Below are 20,275 nucleotides of genomic sequence, written 5' to 3' on the forward strand. Positions count from 1 at the left end.
CGACCTTGAGGTCGCCGCAACCCGCCACGTCCTGGCAGGAGTTGCGCGGCGCGTCGCTCCAGGAGTACGTCTCGAGGGTGCGGTCCTTGGACGTACCGGAAGCCGTGTCGAGGGTTACGGGCAGAGCCCCGTTGAAGTATCCGATGTAGGTCTGCACGGTGAAGTGAGGGCGCGGGCTGGAGGAGGCGTAGCGGACGAGGGCCTCTTGGACGAACCGGGCACCGTAGCGGTGGTCTTGGTGATCTGCGCACTTGAGGTTGCGGTCGAGCCGGCCGGGCGCCGGGTTCTGCATCCGGACCTGGGTCGGCCTGAAGCGTTCCAGATAGCCGGTCAGGGTCTGGACCAGCTGTTCTCGGGTGTACGAGAAGTTGCAGGTGACCACACCACCGTGGGCGAGCTGCGAACCGAGCGTACGCACTCGGCCTTCCCACAGCCCATGCAGACTCCGCGGTCGCTCGCGAGTGATGCTTCCGGCCTCGTGCAGCAGTGTCCACACCAGGCGGATGTGCGGGTGCCCCTGGAGCGTGTCCAGCTCCGCGCACCCGCCGCCGGCTGTGGTGATCACGGTCCGCCGCCACGGATGGGTGGCCCGGCCGGTGACCATTTCGGCGTAGGCGGCTCGGATGCCGTTCTGCCTCGCCTTGGTGTACTTGCGCTTGTCACGCCCGGTCTTCGGGCGCCCACGGAAGGCGCCTCTGGTTGCGCCGTTGACGCCGCTGGCCTCACCGGAGGTCAGGTAGACCGTGGCCACGGGGCGGCCGCTGCACAGCGATTGGCCGACCTCCGGATTGATGAAGAACAGGTCGTCGTCGGGGTGGGCGACGATCTGCACCACCGACTCCTCGGTCCGGGGCGGCGGCCCGGTGCCCGCCCACGAACCGGTGGGCGTCGGCGTTGCTATGTCCGGTGGCAGGTGCTGGGGACGGACCGCCGCATCCTGTCTCCTCGATGAGACCAGCAGACCGGCCGGGGAGACGGCGCACAGCATGGCGACCGTGACGACGTGACGACGGGTGGATTGCGGGAAACCGCGCTCCTTGGCAGGCATGACACGGAGTGCTTTCTGTTGAAGTGCTGGCCGTTCGGCCATGAGCCGCTTGATCATTGGGATGACACTCCGGCACTCCGGGTTGGCCTCAGTGACTGTCGTCACATGCCCCTCGACGGCCTGGAGGCAGGGCATGCACCTGCCTGCGAGCGGCCCCGTGATCAGGCGGCCGCAGTCCAGGCGCTCCGGCCTGTTCCGGCCCCGCGCCCCAATGGCATCCTGCACAAGACCCAACGCCCACAAGGCATCCACTCTGGCCAGCAGAGACACCGGCCAGGGGCCAGGCTGCTCATCTCACCCGGAGGTACCCATGAGGATGCTCATCAACGTCCCCGAGACCGTGGTGGCCGACGCCCTGCGCGGGATGGCCGCCGCGCATCCCGAGCTCACCGTGGACGTCGAGAACCGCGTGGTCGTACGGAGGGACGCCCCGGTCGCGGGGAAGGTGGCCCTCGTGTCGGGGGGCGGGTCGGGGCATGAGCCCTTGCACGGGGGGTTCGTGGGGCCGGGGATGTTGTCGGCCGCCTGCCCCGGTGAGGTGTTCACCTCGCCCGTACCGGACCAGATGGTGCGGGCCGCGGCCGCCGTGGACAGCGGTGCGGGCGTGCTGTTCATCGTGAAGAACTACACCGGTGACGTGCTCAACTTCGACATGGCCGCCGAGCTCGCCGAGGACGAGGGCGTGCAGGTCGCCAAGGTGCTGGTCAACGATGACGTCGCCGTGACCGACAGCCTGTTCACGGCGGGGCGGCGCGGGACCGGGGCCACGCTCTTCGTCGAGAAGATCGCCGGTGCCGCCGCCGAGGAAGGGCTGCCGCTGGAGCGGGTCGAGGCGGTCGCCCGGCAGGTGAACGAGAGCGCGCGCAGCTTCGGTGTCGCGCTGAGCCCCTGCACGACGCCCGCCAAGGGCAGCCCCACCTTCGATCTGCCCGCCGGGGAGCTGGAGTTGGGGATCGGGATCCACGGTGAGCCGGGGCGGGAGAGGCGGCCGATGATGACCTCCCGGGAGATCGCCGACTTCGCCGTCGAGGCGGTGCTCGACGATCTGCGGCCGCGCAATCCCGTGCTGCTGCTCGTCAATGGGATGGGGGCCACGCCGCTGCTCGAGCTCTACGGTTTCAACGCGGAGGTGCAGCGCGTGCTGACCGAGCGCGGTGTGCCCGTCGCCCGCACCCTCGTCGGCAACTATGTGACCTCCCTGGACATGGCCGGGGCCTCGGTCACGCTGTGCGAGGTGGACGAAGAACTGCTGCGCCGGTGGGACGCGCCGGTGCGCACCGCCGGGCTGCGGTGGGGAATGTGAGAGGAGATTCGATGCCCGAGGTACCCGAGGCACGGGACGTACTTGATGCCGCCTTCTTCCGGGACTGGCTGACGGCGGCCGCCGCGCTCGTCGACCGGGAGGCGGAGCGGCTCACCGAACTCGACTCCCCGATCGGTGACGCCGACCACGGCAGCAATCTGCAGCGCGGCTTCACGGCCGTCGTGGAGGTTCTGGAGAAGGAGGCGCCCAGCACTCCCGGAGCCGTACTCGCCCTCGCCGGGCGGCAGTTGATCTCCACCGTGGGCGGCGCCTCGGGGCCGCTCTACGGGACGCTGCTGCGGCGCACCGGGAAGGCGCTCGGCGCGGCGGGCGGGGACACGGGCGCGAATGCGGATGCGGATGCGGATGCGGATGCGAACGGCGAGGCGGTCGGGGTGAGCCGGGAGGAGTTCGCCCGTGCGCTGCGCGTCGGCGTGGACGCGGTGAGCGCCCTCGGCGGTGCGACACCCGGCGACAAGACCATGCTGGACGCCCTCGTGCCCGGCGTCGACGCGCTCACCGAGTCGTTCGCGGCGGCGCGGGACGCGGCCGAGGAAGGGGCGCTCGCCACCACGCCGTTGCAGGCGCGCAAGGGCCGGGCCAGCTACCTGGGCGAGCGCAGCATCGGGCACCAGGACCCGGGGGCGACATCCGCCGCACTCCTCTTCGCCGCCCTTGCGGAGACGGGCGGCGCAGGAGCGAGGGGAGGAGAGAAGTGAGCGAAGGTCAACTCGTCGGCGTCGTGCTCGTGTCGCACAGCGCCGCCGTCGCCGAGTCCGTCGCCGGGCTGGCGCTGGGGCTCGCGGGCGGCGGGGCCACCGCCCCGGTGGCCGCGGCGGGCGGCACCGGGGACGGCGGCTTCGGGACGAGCTCCGAGCTCGTCTCGGCGGCCGCCGCGAAGGTGGACCGCGGCGCGGGCGTCGCGATCCTGGCCGACCTCGGCAGCGCCGTCCTCACCGTGAAGGCGCTGCTCGCCGAGGGCGACGAACTCCCGGACGGCGCACGCCTGGTGGACGCCCCCTTTGTGGAGGGCGCCGTGGCCGCCGTGGTGACCGCGTCGGCCGGGGCCGACCTGGCCGCGGTCGAGGCGGCGGCCACGGAGGCGTACGCGTACCGGAAGGAGTAGGTCCCGCCCTGCGGCAGAAGAGCAGCGCAGCGGGGGCGGGCCGCCGTCAGTTCTCGCCCAGGAACCGCCGGGCCAGCGCGTCGCCGCGCGCGACCGCTGCCCGGTGGCTCTCCACCGGGGACACCCGCGAGTTCTTGAAGAGCAGATACGTGACCTCGGGCCCGGCCCCGCCCGTGCGCGGGTTCGGCGGGATCCCGAGGGCGCGCGCCGTGGCGTACGACGCCTCGCCGATGAGGTCGGTGGGTCCGGTGTCGCCGACGACCGCGTACGCGACCTTCCCCCGGTAGATCACGGCGGCCACCCCGCCGCCCTTGATGCCGTGCGCGGCCGGGTTCCAGCGGCTGCTCGCGCCGGGCACGACGACGTACGGGAGCCGCTCCGCGCTCAAGTGGTCGCCGTTGGACTGCTGGAAGGCCGTCATCGGTGCGAAGAGCGGGTCGGTGCGGTGGTTGCAGGCCCTGCTGGGGCGGCCGTCGCAGTCGATGTCCATGTCGGCCTTCCAGAACACCGCGCCCCTGCCGCCGCAGACGGGGACGGAGGCGCGGGCGCCGTCGTCGGTGCGGTACTTGCCGTGCGAGATCTGTCTGCACGAGCGGAGCCGGGCCAGGAGGTCCGCCGCCCGGACGGACCCCTCTTTCACCGTAGGGGAGGCGGATCCCTCCTTCGCCGTACGGGAGGCGGATCCCTCCTTCGCGATACGGGAAGCGGAACCCTCCTTCGCGATACGGGAAGCGGAACCCTCCTTCGCCATACGGGAGTTGGGCTCCCTCGGAGCTTCGAGGGCGGGCCTCACGGGCTCGTCGGCCGGGTGTGCGGCGGGCTCGTCCGCGGGGCGGGCGGCGGCGGGCATCGTCGCCGGGGCGAGCAGGGCGGCGCCTGCGGCCGCGGCGAGGGCGACGGTTCGGGTGCGCATCGGAGTGGGGACCTTCCGTACGGAACTGGGGACATGACGGCCCGTGGGCCAGGCATCCCAATCTGGTGCCCGTCGCGGGAAGCGGCCACCGCTCAGGGTCCGGACGGTGCATGACGGTCCCTCAGGGGACCTGGCAGGGACAGGAAAGGACCCGGACCCGCCCCCTCCGACCTCTTGATGTGACCTCGCCACCTGTGTCAAATAGGTCTGGACCAAACCCGGCCCATCCCGGAACCCGTTCCGGAACCCATCCCGCCCAGCGAGAGGCACGACCGTGCGACGGACCCCCCACGCCCTGGCCACCGTCACCGTCACCGCCGCCTGCGCCCTGACCGCCTGCGCCTGGGGCGGCCAGGACGGCAAGGACACCCGGCCCCCGGAGGCACCGCGCGGCGTCACCGCCCAGGCGGGCAGCGCCACTTCGGTGCACGTCATGTGGAACAGGGCCACCGACGACACCGAGGTCACCGGCTACGACGTGTACCGGAGCGGCAAGCGCGTGAAGTCGCTGCCCGAACGGGAACACATGGTCGACGTCACCGGGCTGAAGCCCCGCACCGCGTACACCTTCACGGTCCGCGCGCGGGACCAGGCGGGCAACGTCTCCGCCGACAGCGCCCGCCTCTCGGTCACCACGCCCGCCGCGAAGGCCGAGGACGGCGAGGCCCCCACCCGGCCGGGGCGGCTGCGCGCGCGGCCGGCCGGGAGCCGCGCGGTGACCCTGTCGTGGAGCAGGTCGCACGACGACCAGGGCATCGCCTCGTACGCCGTCCATCAGGGCGGATCGCAGATCCACAGCGTCGACGGGGACGAGACGAGCACCGTGCTCACCGGTCTGCGCCCGGGCACGTCCTACCGCTTCACGGTCAAGGCGCGGGACGCCGCCGACAACGTCTCCCCCGCGAGCCCCGCCACCGCCGTCACCACGACGGCGGACGGCGACGACAGCAAGGGCGAGGCCCAGGGCACCGCGCCGACGGACTTCCGCGCCCGCACGCACGCGAAGGACGGGGCGTACTACATCGACCTGTCGTGGACGCCCCCGCACACCGGAGGCGCGGTGACGGAGTACCAGATCCGGCTCGACGGACAGTCGGCCACCTCGCTGGTCTGGGGCGGAAAGCCGCCCAAGGGCACCGCCCGGCACAGCTTCTACGTGGGCAAGAAGGCGGGCGAGTCGCACCGCGTGAAGCTGCGGGCCAAGCTTCCTGACGGAACGTGGGGCGGATACGCGCCCGAGCGGACCGTCACGACCGGCGGCTGAGGGCGCGCGCCCGCCCGGACGCCGGCCGGACGTCGGCCGGACGAAGGATTCCGTCACCTGCCCGGGGGCGGTCCGCATGCGCTCCGCCTGACCGGCGCGTTGGCTCGACGTCAGGTAGCACGGGGTTTCCCTAATTCGGCGGCGCAAGGGATGTCCCGCCTCCCGTGCCTCCGGAGGGCAGACATCATGCGTACTACTCACATATCCGTCCGCTCCGGCCTGACCGTCGCCGCCTTCGCCGTTCCGCTGGCACTGGCCGCCTCCCCGGCGGTCGCGGGCTCGGGGATCTCCGTGACCGCCACCGGATCCACGGTCAACGTCAGCACCAGCGCCTGTCCCAACGGGGCGCGCGCCTCGTTGATGGGCAACGGCAACGCCAGTTTCGCCGGTGGCAGACAGGTGGACCTGACGAACGGCAGCGGCTCCTGGCAGGGCGTCACTCCCGGCACCTACACGGTGGCGGTGGTCTGCCAGGACGGCTCGACCGCCGGTACCCAGACCGTCACGGTCGGCACCTCGCCGACCATCTCCTCGACGACGTCGCCCACGCGCGGCGTCCGCGGGGGGCTCGGGGGCGGTACGGAGGACCGGGGGACGATCACCCTCGTCGCGGGCGGGGCCCTGGTGGCCGCGGCCGCGGGCGGGGGCGGCGCCTGGTACATCCGCCGCCGCGGCGCACAGAACCGGAGCTAGCTCCTGCTCCACCGCACACCGGCTGCCGCCGGCCCGGCCCCGTGCCGGACCGGCGGCAGTCGTCCGCCCGCCACGCTCAGGCGGAGGAGTCCCCCTCGGACGACGCCTCCGGCGCCTGCGGCGCCTCCCCGGGCGGCTCCTGCCCCAACTCCTCGAGCACCTGCGTGAGCCAGTTCGTCCAGAACGTCTCCATGTCGATCCCGGCCCGCAGCACCAGGTGCCGCAGCCGGTCGTCGAGCGCCTCCGTGTCCGCCGGGAAGTCGCGCCTCTCGATCTCCTGGTAGGTCTCCAACTGCCGCTGGTGCAGGTCGAAATGGCGCTGAAGATCAGCGACCAGGCCCTCGGTGCCGACGACGGCGGCGGCCCGGATCCGCACCGCCAGCGGGTCGCGCAGCGCCTTGGGGTCCTGGCTCTCCGCCGTCCACCGGGCCAGCTCGGCGCGGCCCTCGGGCAGCACCTCGTACTCCTTCTTCTGGCCGCGCGTGGGCTGATCCGTGGGCAGCGCCCGGATCAGCCCGTCCCGCTCCAGCTTCCCGAGGTCCCGGTAGATCTGCTGGTGCGTGGCCGACCAGAAGTAGCCGATCGACTTGTCGAACCTGCGGGTCAGCTCGATCCCCGACGACGGCTTCTCGAGCAGGGCGGTGAGGATCGCGTGCGGCAGTGACATGCAGGCACCCTACGGTCAGAGCGCGGCCGCGAGCTCCGTGCCCTGCTTGATGGCCCGCTTCGCGTCCAGCTCGGCGGCCACGTCGGCGCCGCCGATGAGGTGCGCCTCACGACCGGCGGCGCACAGCTCCTCGTACAGGCCGCGGCGCGGGTCCTGGCCGCTGCACAGGACGACGGTGTCGACCGGGATGAGCTGGGTGTCGCCGTCCACGGTGATGTGCAGGCCCGCGTCGTCGATGCGGTCGTAGCCGACGCCCGCGACCATCGTCACGCCGCGGTGGCGCAGCTCGGTGCGGTGGATCCAGCCGGTGGTCTTGCCGAGGCCCTGGCCGACCTTGGACGTCTTGCGCTGGAGGAGGTGGACGGAGCGCGGCGGCGTCGGCCGGTCGGGCTTCGTCAGGCCGCCGCGGTCGCGGTAGTCCATGTCGACGCCCCACGCCTTGAAGTAGGTGGCGGGGTCGAGGCTCGCCTTGTCGCCGCTGTCGGTGAGGTACTCGGCGACGTCGAAACCGATGCCGCCCGCACCGATGATCGCGACCCGCTCCCCCACGTGCGCCTGATCGCGCAGCACGTCGAGGTAGCCCACGACCTTGGGGTGGTCGACGCCGGGGATCTCAGGCGTACGGGGCGTGACACCGGTGGCGACGACCACCTCGTCGTACGCGTCCGTGCCCAGCTCGTCGACGGTGGCGCGGTGGTTCAACTTCACGTCCACACCGAGCCGTTCGAGCCGCGTACGGAAGTAGCGCAGCGTCTCGTCGAACTCCTCCTTGCCGGGGATCTTGCGGGCGACGTTGAGCTGTCCGCCGATCTCGGCGGCGGCGTCGAAGAGGGTGACGGCGTGGCCGCGCTCGGCGGCCGAGACGGCGCAGGCGAGCCCGGCGGGACCGGCTCCGACGACGGCGACGCGCTTCTTGGTGCGGGTCGGCGCGAGCACCAGCTCGGTCTCGTGGCAGGCGCGCGGGTTCACCAGGCAGGAGGTGATCTGCAGCTGGAAGGTGTGGTCGAGGCAGGCTTGGTTGCAGCCGATGCAGGTGTTGATGGCGTCGGCGTCCTCGGCCTTCGCCTTGTTCACGAAGTCGGGGTCGGCGAGCAGCGGCCGGGCGAGGGACACCATGTCGGCGGCGCCGTCGGCGAGCAACTGCTCGGCGATCTCAGGGGTGTTGATGCGGTTGACGGTCACGAGCGGGACGGAGACCTCGCCCATGAGCTTCTTCGTGACGAAGCTGTACGCGCCGCGCGGCACCGAGGTCGCGATGGTGGGGATGCGGGCCTCGTGCCAGCCGATGCCGGTGTTGATGAGGGTGGCGCCCGCGGCCTCGATCTCCTTGGCGAGCTGCACGACCTCGTCGAGGGTGGAGCCGCCGGGGACGAGGTCCAGCATGGAGAGCCGGTAGATGATGATGAAGTCGGAGCCGAGCCGCTCCCGCGTGCGCCGGACGATCTCGACGGGGAAGCGGATCCGGTTCTCGTAGGACCCGCCCCACCGGTCGGTGCGCCGGTTCGTCGGGGCCGCGATGAACTCGTTGATCAAGTAGCCCTCGGAGCCCATGACTTCGACGCCGTCGTACCCGGCGAGCTTGGCCAGCTCGGCGGCGCGCACGAAGTCCTCGACGGTCTGCTCGACCTCGTCGTCCTCCAGGGCGCGCGGCACGAAGGGGCTGATGGGCGCCTGGAGGGCGCTCGGCGCGACGAGCTGGTCATGGTACGCGTACCGCCCGAAGTGCAGGATCTGCATCGCGATCCGGCCGCCCTCGCGGTGCACGGCGGCGGTGATGCCCGCGTGCTCCTCGGCCTCCGCCTCGGTGGTGAGCTTGGCGCCGCCGTCCCAGGGCCGGCCGAGCTCGTTCGGTGCGATGCCACCGGTCACGATCAGACCGACGCCGCCCCGCGCGCGGGTCGCATAGAACTCCGCCATCCGCTCGAAGCCGCCCGGCGTCTCCTCCAGGCCCACGTGCATGGAGCCCATCAGGACGCGGTTGGGCAGCGTGGTGAAGCCCAGGTCGAGCGGGTTCAGCAGGTTCGGGTAACGGCTCATGCGGCCCTCCGTACGCGGTGTCGTCACCACAGTTGTAGAGGCCGCCGACCCCCTTATGCAACTAGTTGCACAAAGAGGTGTCCGGCATCACGGCGGCACGACGGCCGAGACCTTCGTCGCCGGGTCAGCGCTTGGCGTGCTGCGTCTTGACCGCTCGGAGCACCACGAACTTCCGGTCGCTCGCCACGACCTCCACGTTCCCGAAGAGGCGCTTGAGGCGCACGTGATAGCCGAGGTGGCGGTTGCCGACGACCCACAGCTCACCGCCGTCGCGCAGGGCGGCCCGCGCCCCGCCGAACATGCGCCGGGCGGTGGCGTCGGTGGTCGCCTGATGGCTGTGGAACGGCGGGTTGTTGAGCACGAGGTCCACGGACCCGGGCGGCACGGCGTCCAGCGCGTCCCCGGCCACGAACTCCGCCTCGGCACCTTCGGGGGCGTTGGCCCGGAAGGTCTCTTCCGCCGACGCGACGGCCTGGAAGGACTCGTCGATGAAGGTCACCTCCGCCCCGGGCCCGGCGACGGCGGCGGCCGCACCGAGGATCCCGTTGCCGCAGCCGAGGTCCACGACCCGGGCGCCGCGCGGGATGCGGGGGAAGTGCCGCAACAGGAAGCGGGTGCCGATGTCGAGCCGCTCGGCACAGAAGATGCCCGCGTGGTTGACGGCGGTCAGGCCCGCGCCCGCCCCGGCGTCCCCGTCGAGGACGTAACTGCGCGGCCAGGGGCTGGAGTCGGCGGATTCGGCACTTCGCCCGGCGGCGGGCGTGCTGAAGATGAGCCGCGCCTTCTGCCGGGCCAGGGACGTCCGGGTCGGCCCGACGATCCGCTCGAACGCCTCCAGGGTGGAGGTGTGGATCTCCGTCACCATGCCGGTGCCGACCACGACGCTGCCCGCGTGCAGCGCGGGCGCGAGCCGGTGCAGCTGGTCCTCCAGCAGCGCGAGCGACTTCGGTACGCGGACCAGCAGTACATCGACGCTGCTGCGGGCGGGCGGCTCGTCCCGGGTCGTCGACAGGCGGGCGGCGTCCGGGGCGAGAGAGGCCCGCGCGAGATTGGCCCGGGTCGCCTCCCGCGTCAGGAACGAGTCGGTGATCTGCACCGTCGCGTGCGCATGGGCGGCGAGCGAGGTGGTCAGGGCGCCCCACCGGTCGCCGACCACGGCGACCGTCCCCGACAGGTCGACGGGCGTCTCGCCGCCGCCGTCCTCACCGGCCAGGTAGCGCAGCAGATAGGCGTCGGCCGCCGACCAGGCACGGAGCTGGTCGCGGGGGTCCTCGGGAAAGCGGGTGAGGTCGTACGCGCCCCACGACGTGCTCAAACGGTTCATCGTGACCTCAGGCTAACGGAGCGCGCCGCCCTCCCGATCACCGTCCGGCAGCGGGATCACTGTCCGGGGGCGAGCCCGGGGTCGAACCACGTGGGCGCGTCGGCGAGCGCCTGCTTGATCCGGAAGCCGCTGAACTCGTGCAGGTCCGGCAGCGCGTCCACGTCGAACCACGCCACGTCCAGCGACTCGTCGTCGTTGACCCGCGGCTCCCCGCCGACCGCGCGGCACCGGAAGGTGATGTCCATGTACTGGCACTGGTCCTGATTGGGATACGTGACCGGCTTCAGGGACTCCACGAGCACCACCCGCTCGGGCACACAGTGCACGGCCGTCTCCTCGTACACCTCGCGCACGGCGCACGCCGCGGGCTGCTCCCCCGGCTCCGGGATGCCGCCGATCACCGACCACTTGCCGTTGTCGGCGCGCTGCCCGAGCAGGACGCGTCCGGCGTCGTCGAAGACGATGGCGGTGACCCCCGGCAGCCAGAGGAGCTGGTGGCCGGCGTCGGCCCGGAGCGCACGGATGAAATCAGGAGTAGCCATGCCCCGACCCTAACCGCGCCCGGCCACCGCCCTTACGGGCAGCCCGATTTCAGCCACCCGGAATAGATTCACCCTGTCCTGTCCCACCCCGTGAACCTGTCCTGTGCCACCCCGTGAACCTGTCCTGTCCCACCCCGTGAAGGAGCCCCGTGACCGACGCGACCGACCTCTCCCTACGCCTCGCGACCCCCGCCGACCGCCCCCTCATGGAACGGCTCTGGCTGATGTTCCGGCACGACCTGTCGGAGTTCACCGGCCTGCTGCCGAACCCCGACGGCACCTTCCGCAGCGACCGGCTCGAACTGGCCCTCTCGGGCAGCACCGGCTGGGCGCCGTATCTGCTGAGCCGCGGCGCGTCCCCGGTCGGGCTCGCCCTCGTCCGTGGCCTCGACGGGCCGACGCGCGTCCTCAACAGCTTCTTCGTGGTGCGCGCGGCCCGCAGGAACGGGCTCGGGCTGCGGGCCGTGCGCGAGGTCGTCGCCCGTCACCCCGGGCCGTGGGAGGTCGCCTTCCAGGACGAGAACGCGGCCGCGGTCCGCTTCTGGCGCCGCGTCGCCGCCGCGGTCGCCGGTGAGGCGTGGACCGAGGAGCGGCGGCCGGTCCCGGGCCGCCCGGAGCTGCCGCCGGACGTGTGGATCGCCTTCAGGAGCGACGCGAGCGCACCCGTGCGGTGACCGCCCAGCCGAGGCCGCCCGCCGCGACGAGGACGAGCACCATCTCGGGCAGGATGCCGAGTTCGGTGGCGGGCGTCGTGGACGAGCGCAGCGGCATCTTCTGCACGAGCGAGTCCGCGGTGAACCACGTCGTCTTCTGCGTGATCCGCCCGTCAGGCATGATCATCGCGCTGACACCGCTGGTCACCGGCACGACGACGGACCGGCTGTGCTCGACGGCGCGGATCCGCGACATGGCGAGCTGCTGGTAGGTCATCTCACTGCGGTCGAAGGTCGCGTTGTTGCTCGGTACGGAGATGAGCTGGGCGCCGTGCGTGACGGTGTCGCGCACCGCCCAGTCGAAGGCCGCCTCGTAGCAGGTCGCGATGCCGACCTTGGTGCCCGCCATGGTGAAGACGCCCGGCTTGCTGCCCCGGCTGAAGTCCTGGCGGACCTTGCCGATCTCGCTGCTGAAGACGCCGACGACGGACCGCAGCGGGATGTACTCGCCGAAGGGCTGGATCTGGCGCTTGTCGTACGTGTCCATGGGGCCCTTGTCCGGGTCCCACAGAATCTGCTCGTTGTAGAGCTTGCCGTCCTTGGACTCGACGACGCCGCCCACGGAGAGGGGCACGCCGATGGCCTTGACCGCGCCGTCGATCACCCCGCGCGCGTCGGGGTTGGTGAAGGGGTCGATGTCGGAGGAGTTCTCCGGCCAGAGCACGAAGTCGGGCTGGGGCGCCTTGCCCTGCGCGACCCGCGCGGCGAGCCGTTCGGTCTCGCGCACGTGGTGGTCGAGGACGGCCCGGCGCTGCGCGTTGAACGCGAGTCCCGCGCGCGGGACGTTGCCCTGGATCGCGGCCACGGTCGCGGTGCCGTCCTCCGCGTCGTCGCTGACGAGCGGCTTCGCCGCGAACGCCCCGGCCACGGGCACCAGCACGCTGAGCGCGGCCGCAACCGCGGCACCCCGCCGCAGGCCCCCGCCGCGCCGCACGGCGACCACCTGGCGTACGGCCTCGGCGAGCCCGAACCCGCAGAGCACGACGGCGAATCCGAGCACCGGCGTACCGCCGAGCGCGGCCAGCGGCAGGAAGACCCCGTCGGCCTGGCCGAAGGCGACCTTGCCCCAGGGGAAGCCGTTGAACGGCACGCGCGCGCGTGCCGCCTCTCCCGCGGTCCACAGGGCGGCGGCCCAGAGCGGGAGGGCGGGCAGCCGCGAGACCGTCGCGATGCCCGCCCCGACGAGCGCGATGAAGACGGCCTCGATCGCGGCGAGCGCCAGCCACGGACCGGGCCCCACCTCGACGCCGGTCCACACCAGGAGCGGCAGCAGGAAGCCGAGCCCGAAGAGATAGCCGAGCCCGAGCCCCGCCTTCCACGAGCAGCCGCGCAGACACCACGCGAGCCCCGCGAAGGCCGGGACCGCGAGCCACCACAGGGTGCGTGGCGGAAAACTGACGTAGAGCAGCACTCCGGAGAGCGCGGCCCCGACGGCAGGGCCGAAGCGGCGCAGCAGCCGCGCGGTCCTGGCTTCGGGCTCAGGCTGCGGTCCGAGCTGCTCCGACTCGTCTACGGAGGTGGTGGTGGCGGTCACCCGGGGAGTGTACGGCGCGTGACCAGGCCCCGGACAGCGTGGTCCACCGCCTCCTGGAGCACCCGGAAAAGGGGGACATCCCGGTCGTCGCGGGATCGTTCCTGCGCAACACATCCACAAAGGGGACCGGCAGCCGTTACGGTGTGCCCGAGTCCCCGGCGCCCGGCGCGAATCGGCCACACGTACGCATGCGGCCACGGCGTCCCGGGACCGGCACGCATCAGGGGGCGACGGGGTGGGGTCAACGGGGACGGCCACGACGACGGGGACGACGGCTGCGCGCGAACGGCGCGGCGCCTCCGACGCGACCGGCATCGCGCTGCTCGGGGCCTGCGCGGCCTGGGCGCTGATCAGCGCGGGCGTGCACGGCGGACAGCCCGAGGGCGTCCTGCTCGCGGTGCTCGCCGTGACGGCGGGGTACGCGGGCGGACGCATCTGCGGCGCCCTGCTCCCGGTGGCAGCTCCGTGCGCGGGCGCGCTGGTGGGCCTCGCCCTCGCGGTGGCGGCGCCGCACGTCGTCCGGGGCCCCGAGGCCAACGCGCCGCTCGGCCCCGAGGGCGCCACCGCCGCGCTCCTGATCCTGGCCGCGGGGGGCGCCTGCTGCGCAGCCTGGTCGGCGCGGCGGCCCGGCGCCCGGATCGCCCTACGGCTGCTCACGGCCGCGACCGCCGTGATCGCGGGCGTCCTCGGCTCGGTCACCGCGCTCATCGCCTGCGCCGTGATCCTGCTCTGCTCCCTCGCCGCCTCCCTGATGCACCACCGGGGCCTCGGCCTCGCGGGCCTCGCCGGCGCCACCGCCCTGGTGACGGGCCTGGTGTGGGCGATCGCCGCGGGCGGCGTCCTGCCGTACGGGCTCAACGCCTCGCTGGAGGGCCAACTGACCGAGCACCGGCTGCTGCTGTGGCGGGACGCCTTCGACATCGCGGCCCGGGAACCGGCGCTCGGCGCGGGCCCCGGCCGCTTCGGCGACGTCAGCCCGACGGCCGCCGGGACACTGCTCTCGGACGGCAAGCCGCACTCGGCGCCGCTGCAGCAGGCCGCCGAGCAGGGCCTCATCGGCGTGGCCCTGTTCGCGGCGGTGTTCTGCTGGCTCCTGTACGCGCTGTGGCGCTCCCCCCGCTCCACCCAGGTGGTGCTCTCTGCGGGCGCCGCCCTCACGGCGCTCGCGCTCGTCGCCACCGTCGGCAACGCACTGAGCGTGACCGCCGTGACGACGGGCGCGGGACTCCTCGCGGGCATCGCGACGGCACGCCCCTTCCACGACGAAGCGGTGCGGGCCCCGGGCTAGAAGCCTCAGGAGTCCCGCACCGCTTCGTGGCAGCGTGTGGGGTGGGTGGCTATGCGGCGGTTCCGGCGAGCCGCAGCCGGTCGCGGATGATGCGCACCGCGGCCTCGGCGTTGTCGACGGTGACGGTGAACTTCCGGCCGTCGCCGAGGCTGAGCACGACGCCCTCGCCGCGCCGCACCACCACGGCGGTGCCCTTCTCGGGCCGCCACCGGTAGCCCCAGCCGCCCCACTGGCGCGGGGTGACCCTGGGCGCGAAGTCGGCGCCGACGACGTGCGAGAGCGGGATGCGGCGGCGCGGCAGACCCATGTGGCCGCAGCGCACCTCGAGGCAGTCCTTGTCGACCTTCACGGCGACGTGCACGAACGCCAGCGTGCCGTAGAGCATCAGCAGCCCGGCGGCGATGCAGCCCACGACGGACATCACGAGCGGCGCGATCCCGGAGGTCCACACGGAGTCCACGGCCAGCTCGATGCCGAGCGCCATGCAGGCGGCACCGGCCACGGCGAGCAGCCACTGGGCGCGGTTCGTCGCGCGTCCGGTCCAGATCTCGGGCAGGGAGTCGGCGGCGCCGTGCTCGCCGTGGGTGTGGTCCCTCATGGGCAAGAGACTACTCACGTTCCGCTGTGAAGGCACCGCGTCGCACAGAGTCACTGCTCCGGAGGGGTCCCCGCGCGCGGGGCGGCGGGTGCGTCAGCGCGCGGGGCTGACCGACGCGAGGAGCCTGCCCTCGGCGTAGTTCAGGGCGGCCGCGGGCAGCTCGGCCTCGCGTCCGCTGAGGATGACGGTGAGACGGCCGTCCTCGGCGACAGCGGAGGCACCGTCCCCGCCGGCTCGCTCGGCGGCCCTGCGCAACCCCTGGGCGGCCACGGCGCCCGCCGAACCGTGCAGCACGAGCGGCGGCCGACCGGGCTGCTGGACAGCTGAACGAATACGCTCCGCAACCAGCTCGTAATGGGTGCAGCCCAGGACGACGGTACTTACATCGGTCGGGGTGAGGGCCGCGGCGGCGTTGATCGCGTCCGTGATGGCCTGCTCGTCGGCGTACTGCACGGCGTCGGCGAGGCCGGGGCACGGCACCTCGGTGACGGCGACGCCGGGCGCGAACTCCTCGATGAGGCCGCGCTGGTAGGGGCTGCCGGTGGTGGCGGGGGTGGCCCAGATGGCGACGGGGCCGCCGCCGGCCGCGGCGGGCTTGATCGCCGGGACCGTGCCGATGACCGGGATCTCCGGCTCGAGGCGGGCGCGCAGCGCGGGCAGGGCGTGCACGGACGAGGTGTTGCAGGCCACGATCAGCGCGTCCGGGCCGTGCTTCGCGGCCGCCTCGGCGACGGCGAGGGAGCGCTCGACGAGGTCCTCGGGCGTGCGCGGCCCCCACGGCAGTCCGTCCGGGTCCGAGGAGAGAACGAGATCCACGCCGGGCCGCAGGCGACGCACCGCGGCCGCCGCTGCGAGCAGCCCGATACCGGAGTCCATGAGCGCGATCTTCACCCGGTCACCCTAGCCGATCGCCCCCACGGGCCCGTCGGCGTGGGGCAGACTGCGGCGGATGAGCGCCGTCGTATGGATCGCCGCAGCTTCTCTTCTCGCCTGGCTGTGGCTGCTGTTGGGGCAGGGCTTCTTCTGGCGTACGGACCTGCGGCTGCCACCTCGCGCGCAAGCGGCGGAACCGCCGACGTGGCCCGCCGTCTGCGTCGTGGTCCCCGCGCGCGACGAGGCCGAGGTGCTGGCCGAAAGCCTGCCCTCCTTGCTCGCCCAGGACTATCCGGGGCGGGCCGAGATCTTCCTTGTCGACGACGGCAGTTCGGACGGCACCGGCGAGCTCGCCCGCTCCCTGGCCGCGCGCCACGGCGGCCTCCCGCTGACCGTCACGACGCCCGGAGAGCCCCCTTCCGGCTGGACGGGCAAGCTGTGGGCGGTCCGCCATGGCATCGGGCTGGCACGCGCGCGTGAGCCCGAGTATCTGCTGCTCACCGACGCGGACATCGCCCATGAGCCGGACAGCATGCGGGAGTTGGTGGCCGCCGCCCGGGCCGGGGGCCACGACCTGGTCTCGCTGATGGCCCGGCTGCGCGTGGTGAGCCGGTGGGAGCGCCTGGTCGTCCCGGCGTTCGTGTACTTCTTCGCGCAGCTGTATCCGTTCCGCTGGATCGCGCGCAGGGGCGGCAGGACCGCGGCGGCCGCGGGCGGCTGTGTGCTGCTGCGCACGGACGCGGCGGTGCGGGCCCGGGTGCCCGACGCGATCCGGCACGCGGTCATCGACGACGTCGCCCTCGCGCGCGCGGTGAAGCGCTCCGGTGGGCACATCTGGCTCGGCCTCGCCGACCGCGTCGACAGCGTGCGGCCCTATCCGCGCCTGGCCGACCTGTGGCGGATGGTGTCCCGCAGCGCCTACGCCCAGCTGCGGCACAGCCCGGCGCTGCTCGTCGGCACGGTCGCCGGGCTCGCCGTCGTCTATCTGGTCCCGCCCGTGGCCCTGGTGGCGGGCCTGGCCGCCGGGAACGCGGCGGTGGCAGGGGCGGGCGGCCTCGCCTGGCTGCTGATGACGGCGACGTACGTCCCGATGCTGCGCTACTACCGCCAGCCCCTGTGGCTCGCGCCGCTGCTGCCCTGCACCGCGTTCCTGTACCTGCTGATGACGGTGGACTCGGCGGTGCAGCACTACCGGGGGCGGGGGGCAGCCTGGAAGGGCCGGACGTATGCGAAGCCCGACGCCAGACCCGATGTCGTGTCCGACGCCAGGCCCGACGCCAGACCCGACCTGGAGCAGACCTGATCCGACCGCCCCCGCCGCGGCGTCACTTGCGGCCGGGCGTCCAGTTCATGCCCCAGCCGTACGCGTAGTCGATGGTGCGCTGCGGGCTCACCCCGCGCTCGGGCACCAGGTAGCGGGCCTCGCGCTGCACGACGAGGTCCCCTCCGTTGTTGGTGATGAGCGCGAGCGCGCACACCGTGGAGGGCACCGTGCACTCGTCGAGGAAGAACTCGACGGGGGCGCCGTGCTGAGGCATGAGCGTGACCGTGGCGTGCAGGTCGGCGAAGCTGCGCGCGCCTTCGTAGATGGTCACGAAGATGATGATGCGCCGGAAGTCCTGCGCGTGGTCGAGGTTGATGGTGAGGTTCTCGCCGCTGGCCGACGCCCCCGTGCGGTCGTCCGCGTCGAGCTGCATGAACGGCGGCTGGTGGAACGCCCCGAAGGCGTTGCCGAGCGCCTGGACCACTCCCTTGCGGCCGTCGGCGAGTTCATAGAGCGCGCACAGGTCCAGGTCGAGGTCGGCGTGCATGGCGACGGCCCGGCCGAGCTTGGCGCCCCACCCCTTGAACTGCTTGCGCACCTCCCAGTTGAGGTTCACGCGCATCGCGCCGGAGGTGCCGCCCTGCTTCGTCAGGGAGACCGCGGGGGCCTCCTTGGTGAGCGTGACCTTCGTCAGGCGCACCGGAGGAGCGGCCGCGGCGGGCGGCGGGGGCGCGACGGACGCGGGCACGGGAGGGCCGGTGGGAGCGGGCGCCTGGGGCGGGGGCGGGGGCGAGGCGGGCATCGGAGCAGGGGGCGGGGTGGGCGCGGCCTGCGGCGGAGCGGGAGCGGCCGGGGGCGGGGCGGCCTGGGCGGGCTCGTCCACCGTGATGCCGTAGTCCGTCGCGAGCCCTTCGAGCCCGCTGCCGTAACCCTGTCCGACCGCGCGGAACTTCCAGGCCCCCTGGCGCCGGTACAGCTCCCCCAGCACGAAGGCGGTCTCGACCGTGGCGTCGGCGCTGTCGTAGCGGGCGATCTCGCGGCCGTCGGCGGCGTCGAGGACCCGGATGCTCAGCCCCGGCACCTGCCCGAACGTCCCGCCGTCCGACGACGCGGCGAGCACGACCTTGTCGATGTCGGCCTCCACCCGCGCCAGGTCCACGGCGAGGGTGTCCGTGACGCGCCCCCCGGCGTTCTGCTTGCCCTCGTGCCGCACCGCTCCGGAGGAGTGCTGCGGCTGGTTGTAAAAGACGAAGTCGGCATCCGAACGCACCTTTCCGGAAGCGCTCAACAACAACGCCGAAGCGTCGGCGTCGGGCACTCCGGGTCCGGAGCCCCATGCCAATTCGACCCGTACCGCAGGTGCGGGCACGGGAACATTCGATCCTTTAGGCATTGACATGTCCGCCCCCATCGCAAGGTGTGGGCCCTGGTGGGCCATCGACCGATCCATGCCCAACCTATTACCTGGGCCGCGAACCGATGCACGAAGAGGCCCGCAGCGGGCCCGCGAGCCCCCTGCCCGGAGCCCCGCGCAGCCCCCGGGTCAACTCCCGCAGGACCGACGGTAACCCGTTGGGGGCGTGGCTTTTACAGGATCCCTACGGCTGCGGGCGACCGATTTTTGCCAGGTTCGTTCGCATTGGGGATCCGCGTTCACTGTCGACACGCAAAACAACCCTCTTATCGGTCTCCCCAACCAGCACATCGTGGGCTTAACTTATGACGCATGACCTCCCCCCGCTCCACCTATGGCGGCGGTTACTACTCCGCGCCGTCCTTCCCGGACACCCCGATCTACGACTCGCTCGTCGCTGAACGCGGCACCCCGCAGATCGCCCCGATCCGGGTCCCCTCCGCGTACGACACGGGCAGCCACCTGCCCGCCCTTCCCGTGGCCCTGCCCGCGCTGCCCGCGGCCCCGTCACCGGCCCAGCCGGCCGGATACGGCTATGCGCCGGGTCCGCAGGCCCCGCTGCAGCAGGCCCCGGCGCCCTACATCCCGCAGCAGGCGGCCGCCCCGCGCGGCTACCCCGGCGCCCAGCCCCAGCGGCCACAGCAGCAGCGGCCCGCGACCGGCACGGGTTACGAGGCGATGCGCCCCGCGGCGCCCCGCCCGGCGCCCGCGCCCTACGAGGACCCGTACAACCGCCCGTACCGCGGCTACTGACGCGGGCGACCGCTCCGGGCTCCCCTGTCGGTGACTGCTGGCAGGATGAGTCCATGGGACGTCCAGTTGTCGAGTCGCTGCACTTCTATCCCCTCAAGGCGGCCAGGGGGCACGCACCGCGTGAGGCCGTCGTGGAGCCCTGGGGGCTCGCCGGGGACAGACGCTGGCTGCTGGTCGACGACGCGGGGCGCTTTCTGACGCAACGAGCCCATCCGCGGCTCGCGTTGGCCGCCGCCGAGGCACTGCCCGGCGGCGGCCTCCGGCTGTCCGCGCCCGGCCGGGAGCCGCTCACCGTCGCCGTGCCCGAGCCCCTCCTCACCGTCCCGGTGGAGGTCTGGCGGGACAAGGTCGACGCGGTGCCCGCCGACGCGGCGGCGCACGCCTGGTTCAGCGCCTATCTGGGGACCGACGTCCGGCTCGTGCACCTCGACGACCCCGCGCGGCGCCGTCCCGTCGACCCGGAGTACGCCGAGCCCGGCGAGACCGTCAGCTTCGCCGACGGCTTTCCGCTCCTGATCACCACCACGGCCTCGCTCGACGCGCTCAACGCCCTGATCGCACAGGGCCGTCATCCGCACGAGGGCCCGCTGCCCATGAACCGCTTCCGGCCGAATGTGGTCGTGTCCGGAACGGACCCGTGGGCCGAGGACGACTGGACTCGCATCGCCATCGGCGAGCTGACCTTCCGCGTCGTCAAGATGTGCGGCCGCTGCGTCGTGACCACCACGGACCAGGAATCGGCGGCGCGCGGCAAGGAACCGCTGATGTCGCTCGCCCGGCACCGGCGCATCGGCGACAAGTTGGTCTTCGGGCAGAATCTCGTCCCCGAAGCGACAGGAACGATCAGAATCGGCGATCCGCTGGAGATCCTCGAATAGCTGGGCTCCGTGAGGGAACTCCTCCGTGTGGTGCGGACGTTGA

At 72.8% G+C, this 20,275-nt stretch carries 19 protein-coding genes and 1 pseudogene (1 of these 20 cut by a window edge); 10 read left to right on the plus strand and 10 right to left on the minus strand.

The features are described 5' to 3' along the window. Nucleotides 1-1,048 (minus strand): annotated as a pseudogene (locus tag ACFWYM_RS12340) (PIG-L family deacetylase) (it extends 1,304 nt beyond the left edge of the window). A gap of 310 nt (nucleotides 1,049-1,358) precedes the next feature. Here ACFWYM_RS12340 and dhaK point away from each other — a divergent pair. From dhaK to ACFWYM_RS12355, 3 genes are read left to right on the plus strand one after another with little or no spacing between them, the layout of a single operon-like run. Beyond that, the gene (gene dhaK, locus ACFWYM_RS12345; RefSeq protein WP_384834178.1) at nucleotides 1,359-2,351 is read left to right on the plus strand and encodes a dihydroxyacetone kinase subunit DhaK; all 993 of its coding nucleotides are present in this window, start codon (nucleotides 1,359-1,361) and stop codon (nucleotides 2,349-2,351) included. An 11-nt stretch (nucleotides 2,352-2,362) separates the two neighbouring features. After that, a complete protein-coding gene (gene dhaL / locus ACFWYM_RS12350; RefSeq protein ID WP_384834181.1) occupies nucleotides 2,363-3,070 on the plus strand; it encodes a dihydroxyacetone kinase subunit DhaL in 708 nt (235 codons plus the stop codon). Further along, the gene (locus ACFWYM_RS12355; protein ID WP_384834184.1) at nucleotides 3,067-3,477 is read left to right on the plus strand and encodes a PTS fructose transporter subunit IIA; all 411 of its coding nucleotides are present in this window, start codon (nucleotides 3,067-3,069) and stop codon (nucleotides 3,475-3,477) included. Before dhaL ends, ACFWYM_RS12355 begins: the two co-directional genes overlap by 4 nt. A gap of 46 nt (nucleotides 3,478-3,523) precedes the next feature. On the opposite strand, the gene ACFWYM_RS12360 is transcribed toward ACFWYM_RS12355, so the two are convergent. Continuing rightward, the gene (locus ACFWYM_RS12360; protein WP_384834187.1) at nucleotides 3,524-4,390 is read right to left on the minus strand and encodes a glycoside hydrolase family 75 protein; all 867 of its coding nucleotides are present in this window, start codon (nucleotides 4,388-4,390) and stop codon (nucleotides 3,524-3,526) included. A gap of 274 nt (nucleotides 4,391-4,664) precedes the next feature. Here ACFWYM_RS12360 and ACFWYM_RS12365 point away from each other — a divergent pair, with 274 nt between their 5' ends. Beyond that, nucleotides 4,665-5,654, plus strand: coding sequence for a fibronectin type III domain-containing protein (locus ACFWYM_RS12365; protein ID WP_384834189.1), 990 nt, complete (start codon nucleotides 4,665-4,667; stop codon nucleotides 5,652-5,654). Between the two features lie 186 nt (nucleotides 5,655-5,840). After that, complete coding sequence (locus ACFWYM_RS12370; RefSeq protein WP_384834192.1) at nucleotides 5,841-6,347, plus strand: hypothetical protein; 507 nt, start codon at nucleotides 5,841-5,843, stop codon at nucleotides 6,345-6,347. 76 nt (nucleotides 6,348-6,423) lie between these two features. On the opposite strand, the gene ACFWYM_RS12375 is transcribed toward ACFWYM_RS12370, so the two are convergent. The 4 genes from ACFWYM_RS12375 to ACFWYM_RS12390 form a co-directional block, all read right to left on the minus strand. Continuing rightward, nucleotides 6,424-7,014 carry a PadR family transcriptional regulator gene (locus ACFWYM_RS12375; RefSeq protein ID WP_384834195.1) on the minus strand — a complete coding sequence of 197 codons (591 nt, stop codon included), beginning with the start codon at nucleotides 7,012-7,014 and terminating at the stop codon, nucleotides 6,424-6,426. A 15-nt stretch (nucleotides 7,015-7,029) separates the two neighbouring features. Further along, nucleotides 7,030-9,051, minus strand: coding sequence for an FAD-dependent oxidoreductase (locus tag ACFWYM_RS12380; protein ID WP_384834198.1), 2,022 nt, complete (start codon nucleotides 9,049-9,051; stop codon nucleotides 7,030-7,032). A gap of 124 nt (nucleotides 9,052-9,175) precedes the next feature. Continuing rightward, nucleotides 9,176-10,375 (minus strand): methyltransferase, encoded by a 1,200-nt coding sequence (locus ACFWYM_RS12385; RefSeq protein WP_384834200.1) that lies wholly within the window; start codon nucleotides 10,373-10,375, stop codon nucleotides 9,176-9,178. A gap of 56 nt (nucleotides 10,376-10,431) precedes the next feature. Further along, nucleotides 10,432-10,917: an NUDIX domain-containing protein gene (locus ACFWYM_RS12390; RefSeq protein ID WP_384834203.1), complete on the minus strand. Its 486-nt coding sequence runs from the start codon at nucleotides 10,915-10,917 to the stop codon at nucleotides 10,432-10,434. A 206-nt stretch (nucleotides 10,918-11,123) separates the two neighbouring features. Between ACFWYM_RS12390 and ACFWYM_RS12395 the strand changes: the two genes are divergently transcribed. After that, complete coding sequence (locus ACFWYM_RS12395; RefSeq protein WP_384834681.1) at nucleotides 11,124-11,591, plus strand: GNAT family N-acetyltransferase; 468 nt, start codon at nucleotides 11,124-11,126, stop codon at nucleotides 11,589-11,591. On the opposite strand, the gene lnt is transcribed toward ACFWYM_RS12395, so the two are convergent. Further along, nucleotides 11,560-13,164, minus strand: a complete 1,605-nt coding sequence (gene lnt / locus ACFWYM_RS12400) for an apolipoprotein N-acyltransferase (protein WP_384834206.1) — start codon at nucleotides 13,162-13,164, stop codon at nucleotides 11,560-11,562. The genes ACFWYM_RS12395 and lnt overlap by 32 nt on opposite strands. A gap of 235 nt (nucleotides 13,165-13,399) precedes the next feature. Here lnt and ACFWYM_RS12405 point away from each other — a divergent pair, with 235 nt between their 5' ends. Beyond that, nucleotides 13,400-14,452 (plus strand): O-antigen ligase family protein, encoded by a 1,053-nt coding sequence (locus ACFWYM_RS12405; protein WP_384834209.1) that lies wholly within the window; start codon nucleotides 13,400-13,402, stop codon nucleotides 14,450-14,452. Nucleotides 14,453-14,501: 49 nt separating this feature from the next. On the opposite strand, the gene ACFWYM_RS12410 is transcribed toward ACFWYM_RS12405, so the two are convergent. Both ACFWYM_RS12410 and ACFWYM_RS12415 read right to left on the minus strand, forming a co-directional pair. Further along, nucleotides 14,502-15,050, minus strand: a complete 549-nt coding sequence (locus ACFWYM_RS12410; RefSeq protein ID WP_384834212.1) for a hypothetical protein — start codon at nucleotides 15,048-15,050, stop codon at nucleotides 14,502-14,504. 93 nt (nucleotides 15,051-15,143) lie between these two features. Further along, nucleotides 15,144-15,941 carry a glutamate racemase gene (locus ACFWYM_RS12415; protein ID WP_384834215.1) on the minus strand — a complete coding sequence of 266 codons (798 nt, stop codon included), beginning with the start codon at nucleotides 15,939-15,941 and terminating at the stop codon, nucleotides 15,144-15,146. Between the two features lie 58 nt (nucleotides 15,942-15,999). Between ACFWYM_RS12415 and ACFWYM_RS12420 the strand changes: the two genes are divergently transcribed. Continuing rightward, on the plus strand, nucleotides 16,000-17,226 hold the full coding sequence (locus ACFWYM_RS12420) for a glycosyltransferase (protein ID WP_384834218.1): 1,227 nt from the start codon (nucleotides 16,000-16,002) through the stop codon (nucleotides 17,224-17,226). A gap of 22 nt (nucleotides 17,227-17,248) precedes the next feature. Here ACFWYM_RS12420 and ACFWYM_RS12425 read toward each other — a convergent pair whose 3' ends face one another. Then, the gene (locus ACFWYM_RS12425; RefSeq protein WP_384834221.1) at nucleotides 17,249-18,586 is read right to left on the minus strand and encodes a TerD family protein; all 1,338 of its coding nucleotides are present in this window, start codon (nucleotides 18,584-18,586) and stop codon (nucleotides 17,249-17,251) included. Between the two features lie 327 nt (nucleotides 18,587-18,913). Between ACFWYM_RS12425 and ACFWYM_RS12430 the strand changes: the two genes are divergently transcribed. Continuing rightward, nucleotides 18,914-19,354, plus strand: a complete 441-nt coding sequence (locus ACFWYM_RS12430; RefSeq protein WP_384834224.1) for a DUF6643 family protein — start codon at nucleotides 18,914-18,916, stop codon at nucleotides 19,352-19,354. Nucleotides 19,355-19,407: 53 nt separating this feature from the next. Beyond that, nucleotides 19,408-20,232 (plus strand): MOSC domain-containing protein, encoded by an 825-nt coding sequence (locus ACFWYM_RS12435; RefSeq protein ID WP_384834227.1) that lies wholly within the window; start codon nucleotides 19,408-19,410, stop codon nucleotides 20,230-20,232. The last annotated feature ends 43 nt before the right edge of the window (nucleotides 20,233-20,275 follow it).

Origin of the sequence: Streptomyces sp. NPDC059009, assembly GCF_042740175.1 — a bacterium.
Lineage (GTDB): Bacteria > Actinomycetota > Actinomycetes > Streptomycetales > Streptomycetaceae > Streptomyces.